This is a genomic window from Stenotrophomonas sp. MYb57, from assembly GCF_002966815.1.
GTDB classification, from domain to species: Bacteria; Pseudomonadota; Gammaproteobacteria; order Xanthomonadales; family Xanthomonadaceae; genus Stenotrophomonas; species Stenotrophomonas indicatrix.
Genome location: NZ_CP023271.1, coordinates 805,586 through 817,622, shown reverse-complemented (window position 1 = coordinate 817,622; position 12,037 = coordinate 805,586). Strand labels below are relative to the sequence as shown.

Below are 12,037 nucleotides of genomic sequence, written 5' to 3'. Positions count from 1 at the left end.
ACGATGAGTGTATGGGCGATCGGCGACCTGCAAGGCTGCTATGACGTAACCCAGCGCCTGCTGGAGAAGATCCGGTTCGATCCGGCGCAGGACACCCTGTGGTTCTGCGGCGACCTGGTCAACCGCGGTGGACAGTCACTGGAAACCCTGCGGCTGGTGCATTCGCTGCGCGAACACAGCGTGGTGGTGCTCGGCAACCACGACCTTTCCCTGCTGGCCGTCGGTGCGCGCACCGAGGAAGAGCAGCGCAAGGTCAACCCGGACCTGCTGCGCATCGTCCAGGCCGAAGACCGCGATGTGCTGCTGGACTGGCTGCGCCTGCAGAAGCTGGTGCACGTGGACCGCGAGCTTGGCTGGATGATGGTGCATGCCGGCCTTGCGCCGAAGTGGACCACGCAGATGGCCGAGAAGCATGCGGCCGAAGTGGAAGTGCAGCTGCACGGCGCCGGCTACCGCAAGCTGTTCCGCAACATGTACGGCGACAAGCCCAGCTGGGCGCCGAACCTGACCGGCTACGAGCGCTCGCGGGCGATCATCAACGTGCTCACGCGCATGCGCTACTGCACCTCGCGCGGCCGCATCGGCATCGAGGACAAAGGCACGCCGGGCACCCAGGAACAGGGGCTGTATCCCTGGTTCGAAGTGCCGGGCCGGGTCGAACGCGACCTGAAGGTGGTCTGCGGCCACTGGTCCGCGCTCGGCCTGACCATCACCCAGGGCATCCACGCGATCGACACCGGTGCCGTGTGGGGTGGCAAGCTCACCGCGATCCAGCTCGACACCGATGAGCTGCGCGTGGTGCAGGTACCGGGACGCGACGTACCGGCACCGGTCGCCAACGCGCGGCCGCCCGCGCGACTGGCACACGAGCGCACGTCAGGCAAGGACAACAGCCAGGGCAACGGCAACGCTGCAACGGCTGGCGCCCCGGGCAACCGTGGTCCGCGCCGCCGCCGCCGCCGCGGTGGTGGTGGCGGTGGTGGCAACAACAACGGAACGCCTCCTTCGGCATGACGCCCGGCAACCGCGCACCATGGACGGTGCTGCTGCTGACGCTGGCCCTGGCCAGCGGCTGCCAGCCCTCATCGTCGCCAGCGACTGCCGGCGCCGACGCTACCGCCGCCCCTGCATCAGCGCCTGCACCTTCGCCGCCGCTGGTCGCTGCCGCACGCGCACAGGTCGGCGTCACCACCCGCTACGACCCTGCCTATCAGGTACTGGCCTACCCCGGTGGCGACGTGCCCGCTGATCGCGGCGTATGCACCGACGTGGTGGTCCGCGCTCTGCGTACGCAGGGGCTGGACCTGCAGGTCCGCGTGAACGAAGACATGCGCGCTGATTTCAGCGCCTATCCGGCCCTCTGGGGCCTGTCCCGACCGGATCGGAACATCGACCACCGGCGCGTGCCCAACCTGATGCGCTGGTTTGACCGCCACGGCTGGCAGCAACCGATCAGTGCTCTTCCCAGCGACTTCGCTGCCGGCGACATCGTGGCCTGGAAGCTCAACGGCAACGGCCTGCTGCACGTAGGCATCGTTTCCGACCGGCGCCTGGCCGACGGCACGCCGCTGGTACTGCACAACATCGCGCGCGGTACGCGGGAAGAGAACCTGCTGTTCCAGCACACCATCATCGGCCACTACCGGATGCCGTAGAACGATCCTGTAGAGCCGAGCACGGCCGGGCTCTACAGGACGCCGCGCTCAGCGGCGGACGTAATGCACGAAGCGGAACGCGTAGGCGTGACGCTCATCGGCCGGGTGCGGCTCACTGGCCACCTGCTGCCAGAGGCGCTCATCCACCTCCGGGAAATGGGTATCGGCCGGTACTTCGGCATCCACCCAGGTCAGGTACAGATCACTGGCCTGGTCCAGCAGCTGGCGGAAGATCTCGCCGCCACCAATGATGCACAGCTCGCTGGCACCCTCGCCCTCTGCAATCGCTTTCGCCTCGTCCAGCGAGGCCACCGCGCGCATGCCCTCGAACGGCACCTGGCCGCTGCGGGTCAGCACCAGGTTCGTTCGGCCGGGCAGCACGCGGCCAATCGATTCGGCGGTCCTGCGCCCCATCAGGATCGGCTTGCCCAGGGTCAACGCCTTGAAGTGCCTGAAGTCGTCCGGCAGGTGCCAGGGCATGGCGTTGCCCTGGCCGATGCCACGATTGCGATCCAGTGCAACGATCATCGAAAGTTTCATGGTGCGGCCTCCTCAGCCGGCGTCGATCTGCAGGCGTGTACAGGCCTCGTTGGCGGCACTGGCCGCGCGCAGCGCCGCAGCCAGCGCCGGGTTCGACGTGGAATTCTCGTCCAGGCCTTCGAGGATCCTGTCCATCTGCGCGTCCTCGATCTCCTTCAGGCCCGGTCCCGACAGGATGTCCCTGGACAGCGTGGCAACGTCGGTGCTGCCGCTGCGCGCCAGGAATCCCTGCAGCTCCTTGCTGGAATAGACCACCGCCAGGCGCTGCTCAAGCTCATGCTGGTAGGCGGGTTCTTCGATGCCAGCCTTCAGGTGTTCGGCCATCGCCGCGTACATGCCGGTCACCGCTTCGCGCACCTGTGCCTGGCAGCCGGCCGGCATGTCGCTGGGCAGTGGCGCGCTGCCATCGAGCGTCCGGACGAAGCGCTGCAATTCCCCGCGCATGTGCTTGTGCACGATCTGCTCGTTGACCTGCCGGGCCAATGCGAGGGTGTCTGCAGGCGCCGCCTGCACCAGGCTCAGCGGCGCCAGGCCAGCCAACGCCAGCAGCGCCGCAACGCGTGGGCGCGCGCTCATACCGCCACCGGCGCCTTGATCGCCGGATGCGGATCGTAGCCATCAATGCGGATGTCATCGAACTGGAAGCCGAACAGATCGGTCACCTCCGGGTTCAACCACAGCGTCGGCAGCGCGCGCGGTTCACGCGACAGCTGCTCGCGGGCCTGCTCGAAGTGGTTCGAATACAGGTGCGCGTCGCCCAGCGTGTGCACGAAATCGCCGACGCCCAGGCCGGTGGCCTGCGCCACCATGTGGGTCAGCAGTGCGTAGCTGGCGATGTTGAACGGTACGCCGAGGAAGATGTCGCCACTGCGCTGGTACAGCTGGCAGCTGAGCTTGCCGTCGACCACGTAGAACTGGAACAGGTTGTGGCACGGCATCAACGCCATCTGCGAGAGCTCGCCCACGTTCCAGGCACTGACCACCAGCCGCCGCGAATCCGGATTACGCTTGATCTCGTCCACCAGCCACTGCATCTGGTCGATCTGGCCGCCGTCGGCCGTGGCCCAGCTGCGCCACTGCTTGCCGTACACCGGGCCGAGGTCGCCGTTCTCGTCGGCCCACTCGTCCCAGATGCGCACCTGGTTGTCCTTGAGGTAACCGATGTTGGTATCGCCCTTCAGGAACCACAGCAGCTCGTGGATGATCGAGCGCAGGTGCAGCTTCTTGGTGGTGACCAGCGGGAAGCCGTCGTTGAGGTTGAAGCGCATCTGCCAGCCGAACACGCTGCGGGTGCCGGTACCGGTGCGGTCGCTCTTCTCCGCGCCGTGTTCGAGCACGTGCGAGAGCAGGTCCAGGTAGGCCTTCATGCCCTGCCCTCCGCCGTCACCAGCGGCTGCGGCTGCAGCACCGGCGCGCGGCGCGACATCACCAGCAGCACCAGGCCGAAGGCGATCAGCGGCACGCACAGGATCTGGCCCTTGGTCAGCCAGCCGAAGGCCACGTAGACGCCGTTGTCGGGCATGCGCACGAACTCGACGGCGAAGCGGAAGATGCCATACAGCAGCGCGAACAGGCCGCCAATGAGATAGCGATGGCGCGGCTTGGCCGACACCGTCCACAACACCGCGAACATCACCAGCCCTTCCAGCAGCGCTTCATACAGCTGCGACGGATGGCGCGCGAACTGGTTGAGCGCACCGCTGGCGAACTGCGACTGCAGGGTGGCGTGGTCGAGCTGGTTCAACGGTGCCGGCAGGCCGGACGGGAACACCACGCCCCAGCTGCCGTCGGTGTACTTGCCCCACAGCTCGGCGCCGATGAAGTTGCCGATGCGGCCAAAGCCCAGGCCCAGCGGCACCAGTGGCGCCATGAAATCCATGGTGTCGAAGAAGTGCAGCGCATGCTTGCGCGACCACCACCAGCAGGCCGCGATCACGCCGAGCAGGCCACCGTGGAAGCTCATGCCGCCATCCCACACCTTGAACAGCAGCAGCGGGTTGTGCAGGAAATCGCCCAGCGCGTAGAACAGCATGTAGCCGATGCGCCCGCCCAGCACTACGCCGAGCATGGCGTAGAACAGCAGGTCGGAGAAGCCGTTGGCGTCGACGCCCGGCAGGCGCCCGTCGGCGATCCGCTTGCGCCCCAGCAGCCAGGCGGCGGTGAAGCCGAGCAGGTACATGATGCCGTACCAGTGCACCTTGATCGGTCCCAACGAGAGGGCGATGGGGTCGATGTCGTGGAAATAGATCATGAAGGGCGCCTTGCAGGGATGCCGATATTCTAGCGCCGCCCGGGAGCGGCCTCGTCGTGGCCGCCGTCGCCCGATTGCCGGGCTTCAGCCCAGGATCTGCGGCGTGTCCGGCAGGCCGTCCTGATCGGACCGTGCCGAGGCCGGAAAGTGCCCTTCCACCAGGGAGGAAACCTCGTCGATGGCATCGCGCAGCGCCGCCACCGGCTGCGAGCCGCGCAGGCCTTCGCGCAGATGCGTGCAGACCCGCTGCCACTGCTCGGGCGCGACCCGCCCCTGCAGTCCACGGTCGGCCACGATCTCGATGGCGTGGTCGGCCAGCAGCAGGTAGATCAGCACGCCGTTGTTGTGCGCGGTATCCCAGGTGCGCAGGCGCGCGAAGGCATGCTCGGCCGCCTGCCGCGGGGTGACCTTGTGCCACAGCGCATGCAGTGGCAGATCGGCCTCCACGGCAAACATCACCTGGCCGCCATGGCGCTGCTCGCCCGCGGCGATCGCCTCGGTGATCGCCTGCAGCGTGGCCGGCGGGAACGCCCGCCGTACCGATGGCGAAAACAGATGCCTGCACAGACGTTGGATCATCACCAGCCTCCCGACGCGCCGCCGCCGCCGGAACGGCCACCACCGCCGCCCCAGCCGCCGCCACCGCCAAACCCACCCCCGCCGCCGAAGCCGCCGCCGCCCCAGCTACCTCCGCCCCAACCGCCACCACCGGCGAAACGCCCCGGATGGCCGGACAACATCGCCACCACCAGGCCTACCACGCCGGCCAGGCCACTGGCCAGCAAGGTGGAAGTGAACAGGAAGGCGGCTACCGCCGCTCCAGCACCACCCAGCAGGCCGCGCAGCGGACGCGGTACCCGCGAGAACACGCCGCGCAGGATGCTGCCGGCGAACACGCCGATGAACAACGCCAGGATCCAGGTATCACCGCCCCCGTCCGGGGCGCGTCCCTGCTGGCTGCTGACCGGCGCCGGCAGGGCTTCGCCGTCGATGATCCTCACCAGCACCGCCGTGGCCTCGGTGATGCCGCCGGCGTAGTCATTGGCGCGGAAGCGTGGCACCAGGTATTCCTGGATCACCCGGTTGGCGATCGCATCGGGAATCGCACCTTCCAGGCCATAGCCCGGTTCGATGCGCACCCGCCGATCGTCCTTGGCCACAACCAGCAGCACGCCGTCATCCACGCCCTTGCGACCGATCTGCCACTGGTCGAACACCCGGGTGGTGTACTGGGCGATGTCTTCCGGCTGCGTGGTCGGCACCACCAGCACCTGCATCTGGCTGCCCTTGCGCTGCTGCAGGTCCAGCGCCTGCTGCACCAGCGCCTGCTTCTGCGCGGCATCCAGGGTGCCGGTGGTATCGACCACCGGCGAATCCAGCGCCGGAATCGGCGCCAGCGTCTGCGCCTGCACGGTCATCGGCAGCCACAGCAGCAGGGCCAGCAGTGTGGCGGCCAGGCGCATCGGTCAGTGGCCCGGAGCCGGGGCCGGCTGCTGCTGCGGCGCGTTGCCGAAATCAACCGCCGGCGCGTTGGAGATCTGCGCTTCGTTTTCCACGGTGAAGTTCGGCTTGGGCTGGTAGCCGAAGATCTTGGCGGTGATCAGCTGCGGGAACGAGCGGATGTAGGTGTTGTAGTCCTGGACCTGCTGGATGTAGCGGCCACGGGCAACGGTGATGCGGTTCTCGGTGCCTTCCAGCTGCGCCTGCAGGTCGCGGAAGTTCTGGTCGGACTTCAGCACCGGGTAGTTCTCGGTAACCACCAGCAGGCGCGACAGCGCGCTGCCCAGTTCGCCCTGGGCCTGCTGGAACTGCTTGAGCGAGGCTTCATCGTCGGCGTTGACGTTGATCTGGCCAACGCGCGAACGGGCGTTGGTGACTTCGGTCAGCACGCGTTCTTCCTGGCTGGCGAAACCTTTCACGGTCTGCACCAGGTTGGGCACCAGGTCGGCGCGGCGCTTGTACTGGTTGAGCACTTCGGACCAGCTGGCCTTGACCGCTTCGTCCTTCTGCTGGATGGCGTTGTAGCCGCAGCCGGACAGCAGGGAGGCCAGCAGCAATAATGGGATGAGGCGGGTCAACAGGCGCATGGCCAAGGCTCCGGGTGGACTGAGCGCCGAGCATGCCATGGTCGGTGTTAACGGACGTGTGGAGAGTGCCGGCCATCGGGCGCCGCCCCCTCCGCGGTGTGGTCCAGCCAGCTCGGGTGGGCCGGGACGGTGGGTTGGCTGGGGGACGCTGCAAGTACGTCCATGTAAGCTCGGTCGCCGCATCCATGCGGCTCACGCCCCCAGCCAACCCACCCTCCCGGCCACGGACGGTTTCCTGCGCACCGCGGGAAGATCAAAAAAGAGCAAAAGCGAAAGCCCATGCTCCGGGCATTCGTGCCGACCAACGGTCGGCACCCACCATCAGCAGCAGGTTCCAACAGATCGCAGGAACCTGTCGAAGGCGGGGTGGGTCCGGTTGAGGGGGCGTGAGCGCCATGGATGGCGCGACCGAGGCTACATGGACGTATTTACGCCGTCCCCCTCAACCGGACCCACCCCGCCAACCCACGGAATGCAGGCTGTTGCTGTTGCTCTGGATTCTGCGGGTGCAGGGCTGCAAGCCCTGCCGGAACCCCACACCGTTCAACAGGCCTCAGCCACCGGCGCGCGTGCCCGCCCCAGCCACGCCAGCAGCAGTGCCGACGCTGCCAGCAGCCCACCGGCCACCGGAATCGCCGCGTACCCCAGCCCCAGGCTGATCACCGCACCACCCAGCGCCGCGCCCAGTGCATTGCCGAGGTTGAACGCACCGACGTTGATCGACGACGCCAGGCCCGGCGCCTCGCTGGCCGCCTGCATCACCCGGATCTGCAACGGCGGCACGATCGCGAAGGTCGCCGCACCGAACAGCAGTACACCCAGCGCTGCAGTCGCGTGGCTCATGAAAGCCAGCGGCAGCACGAACATCAGCACCGCAAGTACCGCCAGCAGGATCCGGGTGGCGCCGTCCAGCGACCAGTCGGCCAGGCGCCCGCCAATACCGTTGCCGAAGGTAAAGCCGATGCCGATCAATGCCAGCGACAGCGCGATGAAGGCATTCGACGCACCGGTCAGTTCAGTCAGCACCGGCGCCACGTAGGTGTAGAGGGTGAACATCGCACCTGCACCCAGCACCGTAGTGGCCATCGCCAGCAGCACCTGCGGCTGCATGATCGATTTCAGTTCACGCCGGACATCCGGGCGCGCGCCCGCGGCCGACGGCGGCAGTGCCATGGCCAACGCGGTGATCGCAACCACACCGAGTACGGCGGTGCCGGCAAAGGCCAGGCGCCAGCCCAGCTGCTGGCCGACCCAGGTCGCCAGCGGCACGCCACCGATGTTGGCGATGGTCAGGCCCATGAACATCGTCGCCACCGCCGCGGCCTGCTTCTCCTTCGGCACCAGGCTGGCGGCGACCACCGCGCCGATGCCGAAGAACGCACCGTGATTGAGACTGGTCACCAGCCGTGACAGCAGCAGCAGGCCGTAGTTCGGGGCCAGCGCCGACAGCAGGTTGCCGATGACGAAGATCGACATCAGCAGCATCAGCGCGGTGCGCTTGCCGAAGCGTCCCATCAGCAGGGTCATCACCGGTGCGCCCAGCATCACGCCCACCGCATAGGCGGTGATCAGCATGCCGGCGGTGGGGATGCTGACGCCCACTCCGTTGGCGATGACCGGCAGCAGGCCCATCGGCGTGAACTCGGTGGTGCCAATGGCGAAGGCGCCGACGGCGAGGGCCAGCAATGCGGCTCTGGAATTCATGGGGATTGCCTGCGTGGGGGCAGGCCCTGTGGAAAATGAGCGCGTAGCCTGCGCGCTTTGCCGGCCGGGAGTAAGCCACTACGCGGGAAAACAGTGTTGATCCCGATTCACAAGTGGAAGGTGCAAGCCGGCATTGCGGGAAGAAGCCACGCCGGGCATGGCCCACGCTTCGGTAGCGCCGGGCCATGCCCGGCGAGCGCAGCGGCGCCTGAAACGCAGAACCCCCGGCCGGGCCGGGGGTTCTGTCTCGCTTGCTTACCAGTCGCCGACGCCCGGCACGTGGTGTTCGCGTGCGCGGCGGCGCATCAGCAGGTTCAGCCACTCCACCAGCACCGAGAAGCCCATCGCGGCGTAGATGTAGGGCTTGGGCACGTGCACGTCCAGGCCGTCCAGGATCAGCACCGCGCCGATCAGCAGGATGAAGGCCAGGGCCAGCATCTTCACGGTCGGGTTGGCATCGATGAAGCGGCCCAGCGGGTTGGCCGCCAGCAGCATCACCGCCACCGACAACAGGATCGCAGCCACCATCACCGGCACGTGGTCGGCGATGCCGACGGCGGTGATCACCGAATCCAGCGAGAACACGATGTCGATGACCGCGATCTGCGCGATCACGTAGCCGAACACGGCCGAGGTCTTAGTGGTGGTCGGGTCCTCGTCCTCGCCACCGGTGATCATCTCCTTGATCTCCATCCAGCCCTTGATGATCAGGAACAGGCCACCGACGATCAGCACCAGGTCGCGGATGGAGATGCCCATGCCGGCCACGGTGAACAGGTTTGCCTGCATGTGCGCCAGGTACGCCAGCGAGACCAGCAGGCCGATACGGGTGATGCAGGCCACGGCGATGCCGAGGCGGCGCGCGAACGGGCGGCGCTCTTCGGGCAGCTTGCTGACGGCGATGGAGATGAACACCAGATTGTCGATGCCGAGCACGATTTCCAGTGCGCTCAAGGTGAACAGGGTCAACCAGACATTCGGATCGGCGAGAAGCTCAAGGGACATGGGAAGTCTTCAACAAGGGGGAGGAAGAAGGATCAGCCGACGCTGGCCGGGAACAACCGCGGCACCAGCACCAGGGCCCAGCACAGCAGCACGTTCATCATCAGCACGAACACCGCCGCCGAGCCCATGTCCTTGGCGCGGCCGGCCAGTTCGTGGATTTCCGCGCCATAGCGCTCGATCACCGCCTCGATGGCCGAATTGGCCAGCTCCATCGCCAGCACCAGCAGCATCGAACCGATCATCAGCGCGCGCTCCACCGGGGTCTGGCCCAGCCAGATCGCCAGCGGGGTCAGCAGCACCAGCAGGTAGACCTCCAGCCGGAACGAGGACTCGTGCAGCCAGGCAGCACGCAGGCCCTGCCAGGACCAGCGGGCGGCCTGGAAGATGCGGCGCGGGCCGCGGGGCATGTGGCCGAACTGATCAGCCACGGGTGATGGATCCAGCAACAGGGGCGCGGCGCAGCGACCGCTCAGACGCACGGCAGGAAATCATGGGTGCACAGGGATAGGCAGACAGCCCCCATTTTGCCACAAGGGCGGCAATGGCACCCCGCACGCCCCGCCGCGAGGCCCTGCGAACGACCCCGCAAACGGCCCAGCGCGGCCAAGCGCGGGGCCAGCCCAGCTTCTATGATGGATACCCCTGCCCTGCCGGAGTGCCTGATGACCCGTCCCCGCACCTGCCTGATCCTGCTCGGCCTGCTGGCCGCGCCGCTGGCCCAGGCCCTGAGCCCGCCGGCGTCGCCGCAGATCCCTGCGCAGGTCTCCAACGTGGCCTGGGAGGCCGACATCGCCGCCTTCGCCGCCGCCGACCGGACCAATCCGCCGCCGCGTGGTGGCATCGAGTTCATCGGCAGCTCGTCCTTCCGCATGTGGGACAGCCTGGCCGAGGACTTCCCGGGGCAACCGGTGTTCAACCGCGGCTTCGGGGGTTCGGAAGTACGCGACAGCACCTGGTACGCCGGCCAGGCCATCGTGCCGTACGCGCCGTGCAAGGTGTTCTTCTACGCCGGCGACAACGACCTCAACAGCGGCCGCAGTGCGACCCAGGTACGCGATGACGTGGTGGCCTTCGTGCAGCGCGTGCATCGCGACCTGCCGAAGACGAAGGTGGAATACGTCTCCATCAAGCCCAGCCCATCGCGGGCGCACCTGCTGCCGGCGATCAACGACGCCAACGCGAAGATCAAGGCCGCGTTGGCGAAGCTGCCCAACACCGGCTACACCGACATCTACACACCGATGCTCGGGGCCGACGGCCAGCCCGATGCGTCGTTGTTCCGCGAGGACATGCTGCACATGACCCCGGCCGGCTATGCGATCTGGACCAAGGCGCTGGCGCCGAAGGTCAACTGCAACTGATTGATCCCGAGGTTGCCGGCCAGCGGCCGGCACTACCGCGGCAACGCGCGTGCTCCGGTAGTTGCCAACCGTGGTTGGCATGAATGCGTCCACCTGCATCCCAGTGAAAGCGCCGACCAAGGTCGGCAACTACCGAGGTGGCAAGCGGTCCTCAGCGGAAAATCACCGTCGCCTCGGTGCCCTTGCCCAGCTCGCTGGCCAGGCTGACCTTCCAGCCGAAGCGGTCACACAGGCGGCGCACGATCGACAGCCCCAGGCCGGTGCCCTGCGGTCGGCTGGGATCGGCACGATAGAACGGCTCGAACGCACGCGACAGCGCGTCAGCGGACATGCCGATGCCGGTATCGCTCACCACCACCCGGTCGTTGTGTACGTGCACGTCGATGCGGCCTTCATCGGTGTAGCTGCAGGCGTTGCGCACCAGGTTGCTGACCACCACCTGCAGCACCCGCGGCGGTGCGTGCAGCTGCACGGCCGCGTCGCTGTGCAGGTGCACCGCCAGCGGCCGGCCCACCAGCAGCTCGTTGGCGTTGTCCACTTCGTAACGGACGATGTCGTTGACGTCGAACAGCTCCACCTGCGGCTCGACGTCGGCCTCACGGGCCAGGATCAGGAAGGCATCGATCACCGCTTCCATGTCCCGCCCGGCACGCTGGATGCGCTGCAGGCTGCGGCGCAGGCGCGGCTCCAGGCTTTCATCGCCCAGCGCCATGTCGCTGGCCACGCGGATGACGGTCAGCGGCGTGCGCAGTTCATGGCTGGCATCACGGGTGAAGTTGCGCTCGCGCGCCACGTGCGCGGTGACCCGGTTGGCCAGCGAATGCAGCGCCGCCGCCAGCTGCCGGGTCTCGCCCTGCATGTCCGCCGGCAGCTTGTTCGGCTCCAGGTCGGCCGCTTCCGGATGGCCCGGATCCCAGCGCGAGACACGGCGCGCCAGCCAGTTCACCGGCGATACCAGGCGTTTGGAGGCACGGTAGGTGATCCAGGAGGCGCCATATACCGCCAGCAGGGTCAGCAGCACCGGCACGATGCCGAACCAGAACGCCAGCATCTCCGCGCGCGAGCGCAGGAACACCAGGTACAGGCGTCCCTCTTCGCGGGCGTCGACCAGCACCAGCTGATCGTCGTCGGGCAGTTCGTGGAAACCCGGTTCCAACGTGCGCAGGTTGGCCGGCAGTGACAGGCTGGACTGCCCGCGTTCCAGCAGGTAGCCACGGATGTTCTGGGTATTGGGTGGCGGCTGCACGGGCGAGGCCTCGTGCAGTGTCCAGTAGTACGCCGCTTCTTCGCGCAGGGCAGCGCCCACCAGGCTGTGCTTGATCACCAGCGAAACCAGCCAGGCACCCAGCAGGATACCCAGGCTGGCCAGCACGGCTTGCAGGATGAAAGCGATACGGATCTTGCGCGGCAGGCCGTGCGGCATTGCGGTGTCCC

General features: G+C 67.4%; 14 protein-coding genes. 3 read left to right on the top strand and 11 right to left on the bottom strand.

What is annotated here, in order from left to right; translation table 11 throughout:
• Nucleotides 1–3: 3 nt before the first annotated feature.
• Together CLM74_RS03635 and CLM74_RS03630 are read left to right on the top strand one after the other, a co-directional pair.
• Nucleotides 4–1,014, top strand: coding sequence for a symmetrical bis(5'-nucleosyl)-tetraphosphatase (locus CLM74_RS03635; protein WP_105163473.1), 1,011 nt, complete (start codon nucleotides 4–6; stop codon nucleotides 1,012–1,014).
• Nucleotides 1,011–1,655: a DUF1287 domain-containing protein gene (locus CLM74_RS03630; RefSeq protein ID WP_105163472.1), complete on the top strand. Its 645-nt coding sequence runs from the start codon at nucleotides 1,011–1,013 to the stop codon at nucleotides 1,653–1,655. Before CLM74_RS03635 ends, CLM74_RS03630 begins: the two co-directional genes overlap by 4 nt.
• 48 nt (nucleotides 1,656–1,703) lie before the next feature.
• Here CLM74_RS03630 and CLM74_RS03625 read toward each other — a convergent pair whose 3' ends face one another.
• The 10 genes from CLM74_RS03625 to CLM74_RS03580 all read right to left on the bottom strand — a co-directional run bounded on the left by CLM74_RS03625 (nucleotide 1,704) and on the right by CLM74_RS03580 (nucleotide 9,670).
• Nucleotides 1,704–2,195, bottom strand: a complete 492-nt coding sequence (locus tag CLM74_RS03625) for a dihydrofolate reductase (RefSeq protein WP_025877911.1) — start codon at nucleotides 2,193–2,195, stop codon at nucleotides 1,704–1,706.
• Nucleotides 2,196–2,207: 12 nt separating this feature from the next.
• Nucleotides 2,208–2,771, bottom strand: a complete 564-nt coding sequence (locus CLM74_RS03620; RefSeq protein ID WP_105163471.1) for a hypothetical protein — start codon at nucleotides 2,769–2,771, stop codon at nucleotides 2,208–2,210.
• Nucleotides 2,768–3,562, bottom strand: coding sequence for a thymidylate synthase (locus CLM74_RS03615; RefSeq protein WP_033830389.1), 795 nt, complete (start codon nucleotides 3,560–3,562; stop codon nucleotides 2,768–2,770). Before CLM74_RS03615 ends, CLM74_RS03620 begins: the two co-directional genes overlap by 4 nt.
• The gene (gene lgt, locus CLM74_RS03610) at nucleotides 3,559–4,446 is read right to left on the bottom strand and encodes a prolipoprotein diacylglyceryl transferase (protein WP_025877907.1); all 888 of its coding nucleotides are present in this window, start codon (nucleotides 4,444–4,446) and stop codon (nucleotides 3,559–3,561) included. Before lgt ends, CLM74_RS03615 begins: the two co-directional genes overlap by 4 nt.
• Nucleotides 4,447–4,530: 84 nt before the next feature.
• On the bottom strand, nucleotides 4,531–5,025 hold the full coding sequence (locus CLM74_RS03605) for a TPM domain-containing protein (RefSeq protein WP_025877906.1): 495 nt from the start codon (nucleotides 5,023–5,025) through the stop codon (nucleotides 4,531–4,533).
• Nucleotides 5,025–5,909, bottom strand: a complete 885-nt coding sequence (locus CLM74_RS03600) for a TPM domain-containing protein (protein ID WP_025877904.1) — start codon at nucleotides 5,907–5,909, stop codon at nucleotides 5,025–5,027. Before CLM74_RS03600 ends, CLM74_RS03605 begins: the two co-directional genes overlap by 1 nt.
• A gap of 3 nt (nucleotides 5,910–5,912) precedes the next feature.
• Nucleotides 5,913–6,533, bottom strand: coding sequence for a LemA family protein (locus tag CLM74_RS03595; protein WP_025877902.1), 621 nt, complete (start codon nucleotides 6,531–6,533; stop codon nucleotides 5,913–5,915).
• Nucleotides 6,534–7,076: 543 nt separating this feature from the next.
• The gene (locus CLM74_RS03590; protein WP_025877900.1) at nucleotides 7,077–8,237 is read right to left on the bottom strand and encodes an MFS transporter; all 1,161 of its coding nucleotides are present in this window, start codon (nucleotides 8,235–8,237) and stop codon (nucleotides 7,077–7,079) included.
• A gap of 255 nt (nucleotides 8,238–8,492) precedes the next feature.
• Entirely contained in the window at nucleotides 8,493–9,242 is a 750-nt protein-coding gene (locus CLM74_RS03585; RefSeq protein WP_105163470.1) for a TerC family protein, read from the bottom strand.
• Nucleotides 9,243–9,274: 32 nt separating this feature from the next.
• The gene (locus CLM74_RS03580) at nucleotides 9,275–9,670 is read right to left on the bottom strand and encodes a diacylglycerol kinase (RefSeq protein ID WP_025877898.1); all 396 of its coding nucleotides are present in this window, start codon (nucleotides 9,668–9,670) and stop codon (nucleotides 9,275–9,277) included.
• Nucleotides 9,671–9,904: 234 nt separating this feature from the next.
• Between CLM74_RS03580 and CLM74_RS03575 the strand changes: the two genes are divergently transcribed.
• A complete protein-coding gene (locus CLM74_RS03575) occupies nucleotides 9,905–10,603 on the top strand; it encodes an SGNH/GDSL hydrolase family protein (RefSeq protein WP_105163469.1) in 699 nt (232 codons plus the stop codon).
• 151 nt (nucleotides 10,604–10,754) lie between these two features.
• Here the strand turns inward: CLM74_RS03575 and CLM74_RS03570 are convergent, their stop codons facing one another.
• Nucleotides 10,755–12,026 (bottom strand): HAMP domain-containing sensor histidine kinase, encoded by a 1,272-nt coding sequence (locus CLM74_RS03570; protein WP_032974932.1) that lies wholly within the window; start codon nucleotides 12,024–12,026, stop codon nucleotides 10,755–10,757.
• Nucleotides 12,027–12,037: the final 11 nt, after the last annotated feature.

Bases quoted from the DNA above. Each gene is read 5' to 3' on its own strand.
- CLM74_RS03635 (WP_105163473.1), top strand. From the start codon at position 4: ATGAGTGTATGGGCGATCGGCGACCTGCAAGGCTGCTATGACGTAACC.
- CLM74_RS03630 (WP_105163472.1), top strand. From the start codon at position 1,011: ATGACGCCCGGCAACCGCGCACCATGGACGGTGCTGCTGCTGACGCTG.
- CLM74_RS03625 (WP_025877911.1), bottom strand. From the start codon at position 2,195: ATGAAACTTTCGATGATCGTTGCACTGGATCGCAATCGTGGCATCGGC.
- CLM74_RS03620 (WP_105163471.1), bottom strand. From the start codon at position 2,771: ATGAGCGCGCGCCCACGCGTTGCGGCGCTGCTGGCGTTGGCTGGCCTG.
- CLM74_RS03615 (WP_033830389.1), bottom strand. From the start codon at position 3,562: ATGAAGGCCTACCTGGACCTGCTCTCGCACGTGCTCGAACACGGCGCG.
- lgt (WP_025877907.1), bottom strand. From the start codon at position 4,446: ATGATCTATTTCCACGACATCGACCCCATCGCCCTCTCGTTGGGACCG.
- CLM74_RS03605 (WP_025877906.1), bottom strand. From the start codon at position 5,025: ATGATCCAACGTCTGTGCAGGCATCTGTTTTCGCCATCGGTACGGCGG.
- CLM74_RS03600 (WP_025877904.1), bottom strand. From the start codon at position 5,909: ATGCGCCTGGCCGCCACACTGCTGGCCCTGCTGCTGTGGCTGCCGATG.
- CLM74_RS03595 (WP_025877902.1), bottom strand. From the start codon at position 6,533: ATGCGCCTGTTGACCCGCCTCATCCCATTATTGCTGCTGGCCTCCCTG.
- CLM74_RS03590 (WP_025877900.1), bottom strand. From the start codon at position 8,237: ATGAATTCCAGAGCCGCATTGCTGGCCCTCGCCGTCGGCGCCTTCGCC.
- CLM74_RS03585 (WP_105163470.1), bottom strand. From the start codon at position 9,242: ATGTCCCTTGAGCTTCTCGCCGATCCGAATGTCTGGTTGACCCTGTTC.
- CLM74_RS03575 (WP_105163469.1), top strand. From the start codon at position 9,905: ATGACCCGTCCCCGCACCTGCCTGATCCTGCTCGGCCTGCTGGCCGCG.
- CLM74_RS03570 (WP_032974932.1), bottom strand. From the start codon at position 12,026: ATGCCGCACGGCCTGCCGCGCAAGATCCGTATCGCTTTCATCCTGCAA.